This window comes from Tistlia sp., assembly GCF_040905785.1.
GTDB lineage: Bacteria > Pseudomonadota > Alphaproteobacteria > Kiloniellales > DSM-21159 > Tistlia.
The window spans coordinates 1-14,339 of record NZ_JBBDQW010000085.1; the positions used below are offsets into that span (position 1 = coordinate 1).

Sequence of the window (14,339 nt, forward strand, 5' to 3'; positions counted from 1 at the left end):
TCGACCATTAGCAGGACAGGCTCCTAGCCTGGATTTCTCATACTGGAAGGGGTCGTCACCCACGCCCTTCGGGTCGCTCCTGGCGGGCTCGCCCGCGGCGTCGAAGCCCTCGAGCGTAGCTTCGGCTACGCTCTTCAGGCTTCTCCTGGCGGATCGAGCCCGCCAGGAACGATGCCGACCCCTTCCAGTATGAGAAATCCAGGCTGGCCTCGACGCCGAGCCTCTCGACAGCCCGGAGCCGACGATGATTCCCGACCTCGACCTGCCGCGCGGCCCCGCGCTGATCTCCGGCGCCGGCAGCCTCGCCCGGCTCGGTCCGCGTCTCGCCGGCCTGCTGGCGCCGGGCGCGCCGCTGCTTCTGGTCGCCGACCCGGGGGTCCGGCCGCTCGCCGACCGGGTCGAGGCGGCGCTCGCCGAGGCCGGACTCGAGGTCGGGCGGTTCGAGGCGCTGGCCAGCGATCCGACGGCGGCCCAGGTCGACGCCGCCGCGCAGGCGGCGCGGGGCCACGGCGCGGCCGCGGTCGTCGGGCTCGGCGGCGGCTCGGCCCTCGACGTCGCCAAGCTCGCCGCCTGCATCGCCGGCGACCGCCGGCCGGCCGCCGACTATGCGCTGGCCGCCCGGCCCTTTCCCGAGGCGGCGCTGCCGGCCGTGCTGATCCCGACCACCGCCGGCACCGGCTCCGAGGCGACGCGTACGGCGATCTTCACCCTGGCCGACGGCAGCAAGGTCTGGGCCTGGGGCGAGGCGATGACGGCGCGGGTCGCGCTGCTCGATCCAGAGCTGACCGTCGGCCTGCCCGCCCACCTGACCGCCGCGACCGGCATCGACGCCCTGGTCCACGCGATCGAGGCGGCGACCAACCGCAACCGCCACCCGCTCGGCCAGTCCCCGGCCCTGCAGGCGGTCACCCTGGTCGCGCGCTGGCTGCCGCGGGCGGTCGAGGCGCCCGGCGACCTGGAAGCGCGCGGCGGGATGCAGCTCGCGGCCTGGCTGGCCGGCCAGGCGATCGACGCCTGCGGCACCGGCATCGCCCACGCGCTCGGCCACGCCCTGGGGGCGCTCGGCCACGTCCATCACGGCCGCGCCGTCGGCCTCGCCCTCGGCGTCGCGCTCGCCGACAACGCCGAGGCGGCGCCCGAGGCGCACCGGGCGGTGGCCCGGGCGCTCGGCCTGCCGGGGGAGGCGCAGTGGACGCCCGGCCAGCTCGCCGGCGCCTACCAGGCGCTGGTCGAGCGCGTCGGCCTCGATCGCCGGCTGGCAGGCGGGGGGCTGGCCGAGGGGCAACTGACGCCGGAGGGCCTGCTGGCGGCGACCCTGAGGCCGGAGAACCGGGCGATGCTGGCCTCGAACTGCCGCGCCTACTCGGAGGCCGAGCTCGGCGGCTTCTGCCGGCGCCTGCTGGCGGCGTGAGGCGCTATTCCGCCGCCGCGCTCCTGGCCGGGGTCATGGTCACGCTGAGCGGCGGCGCGCTGCGGATCGTCTGATAGATGACGCAGTAGCGCTCGGTCAGCTTGAGCAGCGTGTCGAGCTGGTCCTGTCCGGCGTCGGTGTCGAGCTCGAAGCTCAGGCGGATCTCGCGGAAGCCGACCGGTGCCTGCTTGTCGACGCCCAGGGTGCCGCGGAAGTCGAGGTCGCCCTCGGCCACCACCTTGCCGTCGCGCAGCTCGATGCCGAGCGCCGTCGCGACGGCGCGCAGGGTCACGCCGGCGCAGGCGACCAGCGCCTCGAGCAGCATGTCGCCCGAGCAGGCCTCGCTGCCCGAGCCGCCGGTCGCGGGATGCAGGCCGGCCTCGACCAGGGCGCGGCCGGTGTCGACCCGGCAGACGATCGAGGAGTCGTCGATCGCCCCCGATGCCTTCAGGGTGACCACGGCCGCTTCCGGATTGTCCTTGTAGCGGGCCTTCAGCGGCTGCTGCGTCGCGCGCAGTTTCTCGGCGTCCATGGCTCGTCCTCCAGCAGGGCTCGGGCGGGGCACCCATGGGCAGGTGCCGGCGCCAGGGGAAGTGGCGGTCGCGGCGCGTCCGCCGGGCGGTCAGCCGAAAGCCTGGAGCCCTGTCTGCGCGCGGCCCAGGATCAGCGCGTGGACGTCGTGGGTCCCCTCGTAGGTGTTGACCGCCTCCAGGTTCATGACGTGGCGGATGACGTGGAACTCGTCGGAGATGCCGTTGCCGCCGTGCATGTCGCGGGCCATGCGCGCGATGTCCAGCGCCTTGCCGCAGGCGTTGCGCTTCACCAGGCTGATCGCCTCGGGCAGCAGCTTGCCTTCGTCCATCAGGCGGCCGACGCGCAGCGACGCCTGTAGCGCCAGGGCGATCTCGGTCTGCATGTCGGCCAGCTTCTTCTGGATCAGCTGGGTCGCGGCCAGCGGCTTGCCGAACATCTGGCGGTCCAGCGTGTACTGTCGCGCGGCGTGCCAGCAGAACTCCGCGGCGCCCATGGCGCCCCAGGAGATGCCGTAGCGTGCCCGGTTCAGGCAGCCGAAGGGACCGGCCAGCCCGGAGATGTTGGGCAGCAGGCTGTCCTCCGGCACCTCGACGTCGTCCATGACGATCTCGCCGGTGATCGAGGCGCGCAGCGCGAACTTGCCCTCGATCTTGGGGGCGGAGAGGCCCTTCATGCCCTTTTCCAGCAGGAAGCCGCGGATCTTGCCGTCGTGCTTCTCGGACTTCGCCCAGACCACGAAGACGTCGGCGATCGGCGAGTTCGTGATCCACATCTTGCTGCCGTTCAGGCGGTAGCCGCCCTCGACCGGCTTGGCCAGCGTGCGCATCGAGGAGGGGTCGGAGCCGGCGTCGGGCTCGGTCAGGCCGAAGCAGCCCACCGACTCGCCGGTGGCGAGACGGGGCAGGTACTTGCGGCGCTGCTCCTCGCTGCCGAAAGCGTAGATCGGGTGCATGACCAGCGAGGACTGCACCGACATGGCCGAGCGGTAGCCGCTGTCGACCCGCTCGACCTCGCGCGTGACCAGGCCGTAGGAGACATAGCTGACGCCGGCGCCGCCGTATTCCTCGGGAATGGTCGGGCCAAGCAGCCCGAGACTGCCGAGCTCGGTCATGATCTCGCGGTCGAAGGTCTCGTGGCGATTGGCCTGCACCACCCGCGGCATCAGCTGCTCCTGGCAATAGCTGCGCGCCGCGTCGCGGATCATCCGCTCGTCCTCGCTCAGCTGCTCCTCGAGCAGCAGCGGGTCCTCCCACTCGAAGCGGGTCGCGCGGTCCGACTTGACCGGCGACTTGCCGGCTGTTGCATCGGCGGATTCAACGGCACTCATTTAAGGCTGCTCCCGTCCTGTCGTCTCTGGCCTGGACTCTCGCGGCGCACCATAGCGCCGCCTTCCGGCGCCCGGAAGCGCCCTCCTTGCCGGCCGCCCGTCGGGCCGGCATGCTGGCCCGATCGCGCGACCACCCGGGACCGGCACCCTCCATGACCGTCATCAAGTCCAAGATTTCGCCGCGCGGCGACGACTTCAAGGCCAATGCCGCGGCGATGCGCGCTTTGGTCGAGGATCTGCGTGGGCAGGTCCAGGCGGTCAAGCTCGGCGGCGGCGAGACGGCCCGCGCGCGGCACCTGGGGCGTGGCAAGCTGCTGCCGCGCGAGCGGGTGCGCACGCTGCTCGACCCCGGCAGCCCCTTCCTGGAGCTCTCGCAGCTCGCCGCACACGGCCTTTACGGCGAGCCGATCGCGGCCGCCGGGATCGTGACCGGGATCGGCCGGGTCGCGGGCCGCGAATGCCTGATCGTCGCCAACGACGCCACGGTCAAGGGCGGGACCTACTATCCCATGACCGTCAAGAAGCACCTGCGCGCCCAGGAGATCGCCGAGCAGAACCGGCTGCCCTGCATCTACCTGGTCGATTCGGGCGGCGCGAACCTGCCGAACCAGGACGAGGTATTCCCCGACCGCGAGCACTTCGGCCGGATCTTCTTCAATCAGGCCAACATGTCCGCCAAGGGCATCCCGCAGATCGCCGCCGTGATGGGCTCCTGCACCGCCGGCGGCGCCTACGTCCCGGCGATGTCGGACGAATCGATCATCGTGAAGGGGCAGGGCACGATCTTCCTGGGCGGTCCGCCGCTGGTCAAGGCGGCGACCGGCGAGGTCGTCAGCGCCGAGGACCTGGGCGGCGCCGAGGTCCACAGCCGGACCTCCGGCGTCACCGACCACTATGCGACGAGCGACGCCCATGCCCTCGGCATCGTCCGGCGCATCGTCGGCAACCTGAACGCCGTCAAGCGTCACCAGCTCGACATCGCGGCCCCGCGCGAGCCGGCCTACGATCCGCAGGAACTCTACGGCGTGGTGCCGAGCGACCTGCGCCGGCCCTACGACGTGCGCGAGCTGATCGCGCGCCTGGTCGACGGCAGCGAGCTCGACGAGTTCAAGGCGCTTTACGGCGCCTCCCTGGTCTGCGGCTTCGCCCGGATCTGGGGCTATCCCGTGGGCATCGTCGCCAACAACGGCATCCTGTTCAGCGAATCCGCGCTGAAGGGCGCGCACTTCATCGAGCTGTGCAGCCAGCGCGGCATCCCGCTGGTCTTCCTGCAGAACATCGCGGGCTTCATGGTCGGCCGGAAGTACGAGGCCGGCGGCATCGCCAAGGACGGGGCCAAGCTGGTCACGGCGGTCGCGACCACGCAGGTGCCCAAGTTCACCATGATCGTCGGCGGCTCCTTCGGCGCCGGCAACTACGGCATGTGCGGCCGCGCCTACGGACCGCGCTTCCTGTGGAGCTGGCCGAACGCCCGCATCTCGGTGATGGGCGGCGAGCAGGCGGCCAACGTGCTGGCGACCGTGCGGCGCGACAACATCGAGGCCAAGGGCGGCGCCTGGCCGGCCGAGGAGGAGGAGGCCTTCAAGGCGCCGATCCGGGCCCAGTACGAGGAGCAGGGCCACCCCTACTATGCCTCGGCGCGGCTCTGGGACGACGGCATCCTCGACCCGCTCGACGCCCGCATGACCCTGGCCCTCGGCCTCTCGGCGGCGCTGAACGCGCAGATCGAACCGACCCGCTTCGGCCTCTTCCGCATGTGAGCGGCGCGGCGCGCGCGGCGTGCCGGCGCCCGAGGGCTCCGCTGACCCACGGTCAGCCAACGCGGTTTCCAGCGGCCGCCGCGCGCGCTAGGATCGCGCGGGGCAGGGGTCGCGCGGCACGGGAATGGCGGATTCATGTGACTTCGGGAGAGGCGGGCGCCATGCTGCGCGCCGCGCGAGGTCCGGGGCAGGGCCTTGGGTGCGGCCCGGTGGCCGCGCTCACGGAGACGGGGTGATCTTGTGAAATTCTTGCTGGTGCTCTGGGAAGCGGCCGGGCCGCTACGGCTCAGGCTCGCGCTCTCGGTGGCGGGAAGCACCTTCGGCACCATCGGCATCCTGATGGTCGTCAACACCGTGCTCGATCCCGAGAAGCACGCCGACGGCAAGCCGGACCTCACGGGCCTGGTGCTCTTTGCCTTTGCCGCCAGTGCCGTGGTCGTTGGGCAGGCGGTCGGACAGCGCATCTCGACCGCGGTCATCGAGGATCTGCTCGACCGGATTCGGGTGCGCACGGTCGAGCTGGTGCGGCGCACCGACTACGGCCGCTTCGAGAGCAACGGCGGCCGCTCGGTCTACGACGTCCTGTCGCGCAACTCGGCGGTCATGAACGAGGCCGCGATGATGGCGATGCACGGCGTGGGGGCCTTCGGCGCGCTGATCCTGGGCGGCTTCTACACGCTGATGCTCTCGCCGCTGGTCTTCGCGGTGATCGCCGTGGTGATCCTCTCGAGCAGCTTCTTCTACCGGCTGAGCCAGCGCCAGACCCACGGCGCCCTGGCCTGGGCCAGCCAGGTCCAGGACCGCTTCTACGCGCTGCTGCGCCACCTCCTCGACGGCTTCAAGGAGGTCAAGCTGCACGACTCGCGCGGCGACGACCTCGAGCACCGCTACCTGACGCCGGAATCCGGGAGCCTGCGCGACGCCCAGATCGACGCGACGAAACAGATCAACAAGGGCATCAACGTCTCCTACGTCTTCTTCTACCTGATGCTGGGGACGATCGCCTTCGTGCTGCCGAGCTTCGTCGGCGAGCAGAGGGTCATCGGCATGTCGGTCTACGTGGCGGTCTACATGCTCGGTATCGTCGAGGTGATCCTGAAGACGGTGCCGACGGTGACCCGCGCCTCCTTCGCGATCGACGAGTTCGACGCCATGGAGAAGAGCCTCCAGGCGGCCGCGCGGGACGAGGCGGCGGCCCGGGGTGCCGTCGATTTCCAGACGATCGCGGGGCTTGACCTGCTCTACAGCTACTTCGACCGGGACGGGCAGCGCAGCTTCACCATGGGACCGGCCACGCTGGAGCTGTCCAAGGGCGAGCTGCTGTTCGTGGTCGGCGGCAACGGCAGCGGCAAGTCGACCCTGCTCAAGACCTTCACCCGGCTCTACCAGCCGCAAAGCGGGACCCTGCTGTGGGACGGCGCGCCGGTCGACAGCACCAACGTGCGGGCCTACCGCAGCCTGTTCTCCTCGGTGTTCAGCGACTTCCACCTGTTCGACCGGCTCTACGGCCTGGAGGGCGTGCCCGAGGAGCGGGTCAATGCGCTGCTCGCCGAGCTCGACATCGCCCACAAGACCGCCTACCGAGACGGCCGCTTCACCAACACCGATCTTTCGACCGGGCAGCGCAAGCGCCTGGCGCTCGCCGTCGCGCTGCTCGAGGAACGGCCGATCCTGGTCCTCGACGAGCTCGCCGCCGACCAGGACCCGGAGTTCCGCCAGCGCTTCTATGACGAGCTGGTGCCGCGCTGGAAGGCGGAGGGCCGCACGATGATCCTGGTCAGCCACGACGATCGCTATTTCCATATCGCCGACCGGACGCTGATACTGGCCGACGGTCGCGCGCGCCCCGCGGTCCGGCCATCGGACGCTGGCGAAGACGGCAGGCATAGAGGGACAGAGTCATGACGGTGCGGGCGACCCCGCTGTTCAGCAGGACCGAGAGGATCGTCGCCTTCGCGATAGGCAGCCTGCTGGTACTGGCGCTGCTGTTGCTGCTGCTCTGGCGCTTCGTCTTCCTGGCGATCCCGCCGGGCCACGTCGGTGCGCTCTATAGCCTGCTCGGCGGCGGCACGGTGCTCAGCCGGGTGATTCCCGAGGGCCTGGCGATCAAGCTTCCCTGGGACCGCATCTACCTGTTCGAGGTCCGCACCCAGCGGCTTCCGTACAAGGTGATCGCGCTCTCCGCCGAGGGCATGAACGTGATGGTCGAGGGCTCCGCCCTCTACCATCCGGTCTACGAGGCGGTGCCGACGATCCTGGCGACCCTGGGCACCGACTACCGGGACCGCATCGTGGCGCCGCTGACCCGCTCGATCATCCGCCAGACGGTGACCAACTACAATTCCAACGAGCTCTACTCGGTCGATCACGACAAGTTGCAGGCCGAGATCCTGGCGCTGGTCGAGCTGCACCCGCTGTCGAAGGTGTTCAACTTCGACGACGTCGTGATCACCCGGATCGCTCTGCCCGACCACATCACGACGGCGATCGAGGACAAGCTGGCGCAGGAGCAGCGCGCCGCTTCCTACCAGTTCCGCATCGCGACAGAGAAGCAGGAGGCCGAGCGCCTCCGCATCCAGGCGATCGGCATCCGCAATTTCTACTCGGTCGTCTCGGAATCCCTGAATGACACGCTGCTGACCTGGCGCGGCATCGAGGCAACCGTTCAGCTGGCGCAGTCGCCGAACTCCAAGGTCGTGGTCGTCGGCAGCGGCAGGGACCAGCTGCCGCTGATCCTGGGCAGCGACATCGCCGCCGTGCCCTCGACGCCGCAGCCGGTGCCGCCGATCGGCGGTGACGCCGGGCGCCTGCCGGACTGGACCAAGCTGCCGAACATCTTCAGGGACAGCGGCCTGGACGTGCTGCGCCAGAGCACGCCGGACGGGGAGAACTTCCTGCCCGAAGACAAGCGGGCCCTGGACGAGTTCCGGGGGGACCATGCACCCAGCGCCGGCGACTCCCAGATCATGGGGACCGGCGACACCGGCACCGGCCTGTTTCCAGGCCTGGTGGCACCGCCCGGCACCGAGCGCCTGAAGCCTGCGAACCAGTGAATCCGGCAGCCCGAGCTTCGGTCCCGCACCACAGATAGCGTAGCCACGCCCACGGAGTTCTCGAGATGGTCTATTTCCCGCTGCTGCTCATCTACATCGTCTGCTGCTTCGGCGTCGGCTACCTCGCGCGGAACACGCGCGCCGGCTTCATCGGCGTCACCCTGATCTCGGTGGTGTTCTCGCCGCTGCTCGTCCTGCTCGCGGTGTTGTTGCTGCGCTCCACGGATGAGGTGCTGGTGATGCGGGCCGCCGCAAACTCGAAATCGACCGAGGACTGAGCTCCCGCCTGCCTCTACGGCGACCCGGTGCGGTCGCAGTGGGCGGATCGTCGATGCGGCTGTATTGAAGTTTCCGAAGCGGCGGAATACCCTCGATAGTGAGCGGAGACCGGCCATGCCGGCTGGTCGGCGGAAGGGGGGGGCATGGTCGAGGACACGAAGGACGCCGAGGCTTCGGCGACGAACGAGACGGCGCTCCCGGCGCAGGTCGACGAGACCATCCGGCGCCACGTCGCCTATGCGGCGGTCGGCGGCCTGATCCCGATCCCGTTGCTCGAGGTGGTCGCCAGCGGCACCATCCAGCTGCGCATGATCGCCCAGCTCAGCGACCACTATGGCCTCGTCTTCTCCGAGCAGGCCGTCAAGGCCTCCATCGCTTCGCTGGTCGGCTCCACCCTGCCGGTCGCCGGGCTCGGCTATGCGACCTTCTCGCTGTTCCGCGCCGTGCCGGTGGTCGGCCCGCTCCTGGGCCTCGCTACGATGCCGGCGCTCGCTGCGGCCCTGACCTGGGCGGTCGGGCGCGTCTTCGCCTGGCATTTCGCCAGCGGCGGCACGATCGAGGACTTCAATGCGGCGGACAAGCGCGAGCAGTTCAAGCGTGAGTTCGAGGAGGGCAAGCGTCGCGCTTCAGAATTCGCGAAGGGCACTTCCGCCAAGACGTCGGAGAAGGCGGCCGCGGCAAAGGCCTGAGGGCGCGCTCCACGCCCGCGAGGGGCCCCTGCGGCGCGGGCGCGATATGCCTCGCCCGCGGAGCGCGGGGCGCTTACGGCAATTGACGACCGGGTGGCCGAAGCGACGGCGGCCCGTCAAGTCACGGTCACCATGACAGGAGACGACGAGCATGGCTGAAGCGGAAAAGACGGCGCAGGATGCCGAGACGCAGGATGCCGAGACGCAGGATGCGGAGCTGGCCGGCGTGCCCGAGGTAGCCCACGAGATCATCAACCGGCATGCGCTCTACGCCGCAGCCGGTGGCCTGATTCCACTGCCCCTCCTCGAGGTGGTGACCAGCGGCACGATCCAGCTGCGCATGATCGCCAAGCTCTGCGACCTCTATACGCTGCCCTTCTCCGAGCAGGCCGTGAAGGCGGCGATCGCCACCCTCGTCGGCTCCGTGCTGCCATTCACGGTGGTCGGGCGCACGACCTTCTCGCTGTTCCGCGCGGTGCCGCTGGTCGGCCCGGCGCTCAGCCTGGCCACCGTGCCCGCCGTCGCCGGCGCCGTCACCTGGGCGGTCGGCCGGGTCTTCGCCTGGCATTTCCAGAACGGCGGGTCGCTCGAGAACTTCGATGCCTCCGCGAAGGCGGAGCAGTTCAAGCGCGAGTTCCAGGAAGGCAAGCGCCGCGCCGCGAGCTTCGTCCGGGGCAAGGCCGCCAACGCCGAGGCAGAGGCCGCCGCCAAGGCTTGAGGCGCCACGGGCGACCTCCTCCGGCAGGCCGACGGGCTGCCGGAGGACAGCTGAGGCCACGTCGCAGCGGCGGCGCGGCTCAGCCCTCGTCCCAGCGGCGCAGCTTCGCCTCCAGCCGGCCGAGCGCCTGCTCGACGGGCTGGCGGTCGCGCGGCTCGGAGAGGTGCCGCTCGACCGCCCGCCGCACCGCTTCGCCCTGGCGCTCGATCGCGGCTCGCCGCTCCGGGTCCGCCGCCAGCTCGGCGAGGCTGGCGAGCCTGCGCACCAGGGTGACCAGCACGGGTGGTTGCCCCACCGCGGCGCGGCGGATGTTGTCGTAGCCGTCCTCCAGAAGCGCCACGAAGCCGCGCTCGGGCTGCAGCAGGCGCGGCGTCCCACCCTCGTCCCGGTGGCAGACCGGCGGGTCCTGACGGCTGATCGCCAGGGCCAGGGAGGCGCCGATCCGGTTGACGCAGGCGATCGCGGTGAAGGGATCGTTGAGGCTCGGCGAGAGAGCGCGCAGGGCGACCTCGACCAGGGCGTTGACCGCGTACTCGAGATCCTCGGCCTGGGTGCGCTTCGGGCCGGCGGCGATGCTGTCGCGGATCGCCTGCTTGAGGTCCTCGGTCGCCCGGTCGAGCGGCCAGAAGCGTGCGAGCGTCTGGCCCGGGACCAGGAAGTCGCCGGGCATCACCTCGAGCTCGACGAGGCCCTTGGCCTCGCAGGCGAGCGCCACCAGCTTCTGACGGTCGACGGTCTCGACATAGCCCGCTCGTCGTGCGGTGACGACCATGACGAAGCGCTCGGACCGCGCTTCCTCATTGGCCGGGTGCAGCGTCCCCCGGTCGGGCGCGCCGGTCTTGGGGAACAGGGTGTCGACGCTTGCATCGAGATCGCGGCCGACGTGGGAGATGATGGTGTCGGCCTCCAGCAGCTGGGCCAGGTGGTGGATGAAGTAGATCAGCAGGCCGAGGCTGCAGAGCGTCAGCAGCTGCGCCACCGTCACCGCGGCGAGCGGCACGAAATCGGCGGCATCAGCGGTCTCGGTCCGCACCAGCCGGAGCATCAGCAGCGCGTAGGCAAGCGTGGCGACGAACACGCCGAGCGCGACCTGGGTCGTGCGATCGGCGCGGAAGATCGCGAGCAGCCGAGGCCCGAGTTGGGAGGAGGCCAGCGACAGGGCGACCAGGGTCATGGAGAAGACCAGGGTGGTCGCTCCGATCATCGAGCCGGCGATGACCTGAAGGATCGTCCGCGCGCCCTCGGGGCCGACCCAGAAGACCCAGTTCAGCTCGCTGGTCCAGGTGTCCTGCATGCTCCGGTCGAAGAGTGCGCTCAGCACCGCCAGCACGAAGGCCGCCAGCAGCAGGACCGCCGGGATGAACCAGAAGGAGCTGACGACGACGTAGCGTAGGTATTTCAGCCGTGCGTTCATCTCGCCTTCCCTCGGCCGCTCGCTCGGCGCTGTTCGGCTGCGGCGGCAGAGCCTAGGATGCGGTCGGGCTCCGGTCCAGGCCGCAAGCCGCTCGATGCAGGCAAGCCGCTTGATTCCAGATCGTCCAGGGGGCAGCGTCGCCGCACCATGTTCTCGAGCCTGCTGATCGCCAACCGGGGGGAGATCGCCTGCCGCATCGCGCGCACGGCGCGGCGCCTGGGCATCCGCACGATCGCCGTGCATTCAGAGGCCGACGCCGGCGCGCGCCACGTCCGCGAGGCCGACGAATCCTGGCTCATCGGGCCGGCGCCAGCGGCGGAGAGCTACCTGCTGGCCGAGCGCATCCTGGAGGTGGCACGGGCGAGCGGCGCCGAGGCGATCCATCCCGGCTACGGCTTCCTTTCGGAGAACGCCGGCTTCGCCGAGGCCTGTGCGGCGGCCGGCACCGTCTTCGTCGGGCCGCCGGCCCCGGCGATCCGCGCCATGGGCTCGAAGAGCGAGGCCAAGGCGCTGATGGAGCGCGCCGGCGTGCCCCTGGTGCCGGGCTATCACGGCGCCGACCAGGACCCGGACCTGCTCGGCGAGGAGGCCGGGCGGATCGGCTACCCGGTGCTGATCAAGGCCTCGGCCGGCGGCGGCGGCAAGGGCATGCGGCCGGTGCAGCGGCCCGCGGATTTCGCCGCGGAGCTCGAGGGTGCGCAGCGCGAGGCGCGCGCCGCCTTCGGCGACGACCGCATGCTGCTCGAGAAGTACCTGAGCCGGCCGCGCCACATCGAGCTGCAGGTCTTCTGCGACGGTAGGGGCGGGGCGGTGCACCTCTTCGAGCGCGACTGCTCGATCCAGCGCCGCCACCAGAAGGTCGTCGAGGAGGCGCCGGCGCCCGGGCTCGGCGCGGCGCGGCGCGCGGCCATGGCCGAGGCGGCGCTGGCCGCGGCCGAGGCGATCGGTTACGTCGGCGCCGGCACGGTCGAGTTCATCGCCGAGGGCGAGGCGTTCTACTTCATGGAGATGAACACGCGCCTCCAGGTCGAGCATCCGGTGACCGAGGCGATCACGGGCCTCGACCTGGTCGAGTGGCAGCTCCGCGTCGCGGCCGGCGAGCCGCTGCCGCTGACCCAGGAGCAGATCGCCCGGCAGGGCCACGCCATCGAGGTGCGGCTCTACGCCGAGGACCCGAGCCGGGACTTCCTGCCGACGACCGGACGACTCAGCCATCTCGCCTTCCCCAAGGCGGTCGCCGGCCTGCGCGTCGACAGCGGCGTCGAGACCGGCGACAGGATCACCCCCTTCTACGATCCCATGATCGCGAAGCTCGTCGTCCATGGGGCCGACCGGGCTGCCGCGGTGCGCCGGCTGCGCCAGGCCCTGGCCGGTACCGAGGTCGCGGGGCTGACCACCAACCTGCCGCTGCTCGCGGCGATCGCGCGGCATCCCGCCTTCGCCGCCGCCGAGCTCGACACCGGCTTCATCCCGCGCCACGCCGATGAGTTGCTCGCGCCGGCCGAGGCGCCCGACGCCGGCACCCTTGCGCTGGCCTGCCTCGCCGAGCTGTTGCGGCGCCGCGAGGAGGCCGGCCGCCTCGCCGCCGCCTCGGCCGACCGCTTCTCTCCCTGGTTCGGCACCGAGGGCTGGCGGCTCAACGACGAGACCCAGCGCCGCCTGACCTTCCGGTCCGGCGAGAGCGAGCAGGTGGCGACGGTCCACTACCGGGGGGAGGGCGCCCTGGTCGAGGTCGGCGAGCGGCGCCTCGAGGTCACGGTGCGGCGCGACTCCCAGGGCCGGCTCGCCGGCTTCCTGGACGGCCGCCTGGTGCGTGCGCGCGACCTCTGGGACGGCGACGAGCTGACGCTGATCGTCGAGGGCGTGGCTCGGCGCCTGACCCTGGTCGACCCGCTGGCAGCCGCTGCCGGCGAGAACGAGACCGGGGGGCGGCTGGTGGCGCCGATGCCCGGCAAGGTCGTGCGCGTCTCGGTCGAGGCCGGCGCCGAGGTCGTCCGCGGCCAGGCGCTGCTGGTGCTGGAGGCGATGAAGATGGAGCACGGCATCGTCGCGCCGGCCGACGGCACCGTCACGGCAGTGCACTATGCCGAGGGAGACACGGTCGAGGAGGGCGCCGATCTGCTGGACTTCGAGGCGGCGGAAAGCTAGGTGCCCGAGCCATCGCCCGGGTGCCGGCTCTTGGCAGGGTGCAGGGGCGCGCCACATTCTCTACCGGTAGCGGTGCCTGACCGCGCGCCCCTTTTTTTGGAGCCGATCCGCACGATGTCCGCGAGCGATTATCTGAGAGCCGCCCTTTTCGTCGATTTCGACAACGTCTTCTCCAGCCTGCGCGAGCGCGACGCCCAGGCCGCCGAGAGCTTCTCCCAGTACCCGCTGGCCTGGCTGAGCTGGTTCGAGGCCGGCCGCCATGCTCTCGACGAGGGCGAGACGGCCGCCGCCCTGCCGCGCCGCGTCCTGCTGCGTCGCTGCTACCTCAATCCGGCCGCCTTCTGGCGCCAGCGCGCCGGCTTCGTCCAGGCCGGCTTCCAGGTCGTGGACTGCCCCTCGCTGACCTATGGCGGCAAGAACTCGGCCGACATCCAGATGGCGCTCGACATCGTCGAGGCGCTGGCTCACGAGACCCGATTCGACGAGTTCCTGCTGCTCTCCGGCGACGCCGACTTCGCGCCAGTGCTGCTGCGCCTGCGCCTGCACGACCGGCGCACCACGATCCTGGCCAGCGAACAGGTCGCCCCGGCGCTGCGCGCCTCGGCCGACATCGTCGTGCCGATCGCGGCCTTCGTCGGCGGCGCCCTGGGCCTGGAGCGCAGCGACGCGCTGCCGCCGAGCGAGGCGGAGCTGCTCGGCTTCCTGCGCGAGACGGTCGTGCGGGCGCCCAGGCCCCTGCTGCTCTCGCAGTTGGGCGGCCAGGCGCTGCGCAAGTTCGGCGAGAGCCTGCGCGAGCAGCACTGGCTCGGTGCCGGCTCGCTCAGCCGCCTGATCGAGGCCAAGCTGGCGCCGGCCGTCTCCGTCCTCGACCGCTACGTCTTCGCGCCGGAGCGCCACGACCCGCCGACCCGCCCGGCCACGGCGACCGGGGCAGCGAGCGAGGGCGCCCGTCGAGGAGATGCCGGTCGAGGAGATGCGGGTCGAGGAGATGCGGGTCGAGGAGATG

At 71.1% G+C, this 14,339-nt stretch carries 12 protein-coding genes; 9 read left to right on the forward strand and 3 right to left on the reverse strand.

All coding sequences use genetic code 11. The features are described from left to right. Window positions 1-244: 244 nt before the first annotated feature. Window positions 245-1,411, forward strand: a complete 1,167-nt coding sequence (locus WD341_RS19680; protein ID WP_368427197.1) for an iron-containing alcohol dehydrogenase — start codon at window positions 245-247, stop codon at window positions 1,409-1,411. A 4-nt stretch (window positions 1,412-1,415) separates the two neighbouring features. Here WD341_RS19680 and WD341_RS19685 read toward each other — a convergent pair whose 3' ends face one another. Beyond that, entirely contained in the window at window positions 1,416-1,943 is a 528-nt protein-coding gene (locus tag WD341_RS19685) for an OsmC family protein (protein ID WP_368427198.1), read from the reverse strand. A 90-nt stretch (window positions 1,944-2,033) separates the two neighbouring features. Next, window positions 2,034-3,272: an acyl-CoA dehydrogenase gene (locus WD341_RS19690; RefSeq protein ID WP_368427199.1), complete on the reverse strand. Its 1,239-nt coding sequence runs from the start codon at window positions 3,270-3,272 to the stop codon at window positions 2,034-2,036. Window positions 3,273-3,424: 152 nt separating this feature from the next. On the opposite strand from WD341_RS19690, the gene WD341_RS19695 reads away from it, so the two are divergent. The 6 genes from WD341_RS19695 to WD341_RS19720 all read left to right on the forward strand — a co-directional run bounded on the left by WD341_RS19695 (window position 3,425) and on the right by WD341_RS19720 (window position 9,771). After that, window positions 3,425-5,032, forward strand: coding sequence for a carboxyl transferase domain-containing protein (locus WD341_RS19695; protein WP_368427200.1), 1,608 nt, complete (start codon window positions 3,425-3,427; stop codon window positions 5,030-5,032). Window positions 5,033-5,272: 240 nt separating this feature from the next. Continuing rightward, window positions 5,273-6,937, forward strand: a complete 1,665-nt coding sequence (locus WD341_RS19700) for a cyclic peptide export ABC transporter (protein WP_368427201.1) — start codon at window positions 5,273-5,275, stop codon at window positions 6,935-6,937. Further along, entirely contained in the window at window positions 6,934-8,085 is a 1,152-nt protein-coding gene (locus tag WD341_RS19705; protein ID WP_368427202.1) for a prohibitin family protein, read from the forward strand. Before WD341_RS19700 ends, WD341_RS19705 begins: the two co-directional genes overlap by 4 nt. 65 nt (window positions 8,086-8,150) lie before the next feature. Beyond that, window positions 8,151-8,363: a hypothetical protein gene (locus WD341_RS19710; protein ID WP_368427203.1), complete on the forward strand. Its 213-nt coding sequence runs from the start codon at window positions 8,151-8,153 to the stop codon at window positions 8,361-8,363. 144 nt (window positions 8,364-8,507) lie between these two features. Beyond that, window positions 8,508-9,053: a YcjF family protein gene (locus WD341_RS19715; RefSeq protein ID WP_368427204.1), complete on the forward strand. Its 546-nt coding sequence runs from the start codon at window positions 8,508-8,510 to the stop codon at window positions 9,051-9,053. Between the two features lie 151 nt (window positions 9,054-9,204). Then, complete coding sequence (locus WD341_RS19720) at window positions 9,205-9,771, forward strand: YcjF family protein (protein WP_368427205.1); 567 nt, start codon at window positions 9,205-9,207, stop codon at window positions 9,769-9,771. A 79-nt stretch (window positions 9,772-9,850) separates the two neighbouring features. On the opposite strand, the gene WD341_RS19725 is transcribed toward WD341_RS19720, so the two are convergent. Then, window positions 9,851-11,185, reverse strand: coding sequence for a DUF2254 domain-containing protein (locus WD341_RS19725; RefSeq protein WP_368427206.1), 1,335 nt, complete (start codon window positions 11,183-11,185; stop codon window positions 9,851-9,853). A gap of 147 nt (window positions 11,186-11,332) precedes the next feature. Between WD341_RS19725 and WD341_RS19730 the strand changes: the two genes are divergently transcribed. Both WD341_RS19730 and WD341_RS19735 read left to right on the forward strand, forming a co-directional pair. After that, window positions 11,333-13,333, forward strand: coding sequence for a biotin carboxylase N-terminal domain-containing protein (locus WD341_RS19730; RefSeq protein ID WP_368427207.1), 2,001 nt, complete (start codon window positions 11,333-11,335; stop codon window positions 13,331-13,333). Between the two features lie 114 nt (window positions 13,334-13,447). Then, on the forward strand, window positions 13,448-14,339 hold an 892-nt coding region (locus tag WD341_RS19735; protein ID WP_368427208.1), incomplete at its 3' end, for an NYN domain-containing protein.

Excerpts from the sequence above, each read along its gene's own strand:
- WD341_RS19680 (WP_368427197.1), top strand. The coding sequence starts at position 245 with ATGATTCCCGACCTCGACCTGCCGCGCGGCCCCGCGCTGATCTCCGGC.
- WD341_RS19685 (WP_368427198.1), bottom strand. The coding sequence starts at position 1,943 with ATGGACGCCGAGAAACTGCGCGCGACGCAGCAGCCGCTGAAGGCCCGC.
- WD341_RS19690 (WP_368427199.1), bottom strand. The coding sequence starts at position 3,272 with ATGAGTGCCGTTGAATCCGCCGATGCAACAGCCGGCAAGTCGCCGGTC.
- WD341_RS19695 (WP_368427200.1), top strand. The coding sequence starts at position 3,425 with ATGACCGTCATCAAGTCCAAGATTTCGCCGCGCGGCGACGACTTCAAG.
- WD341_RS19705 (WP_368427202.1), top strand. The coding sequence starts at position 6,934 with ATGACGGTGCGGGCGACCCCGCTGTTCAGCAGGACCGAGAGGATCGTC.
- WD341_RS19710 (WP_368427203.1), top strand. The coding sequence starts at position 8,151 with ATGGTCTATTTCCCGCTGCTGCTCATCTACATCGTCTGCTGCTTCGGC.
- WD341_RS19715 (WP_368427204.1), top strand. The coding sequence starts at position 8,508 with ATGGTCGAGGACACGAAGGACGCCGAGGCTTCGGCGACGAACGAGACG.
- WD341_RS19720 (WP_368427205.1), top strand. The coding sequence starts at position 9,205 with ATGGCTGAAGCGGAAAAGACGGCGCAGGATGCCGAGACGCAGGATGCC.
- WD341_RS19725 (WP_368427206.1), bottom strand. The coding sequence starts at position 11,185 with ATGAACGCACGGCTGAAATACCTACGCTACGTCGTCGTCAGCTCCTTC.
- WD341_RS19730 (WP_368427207.1), top strand. The coding sequence starts at position 11,333 with ATGTTCTCGAGCCTGCTGATCGCCAACCGGGGGGAGATCGCCTGCCGC.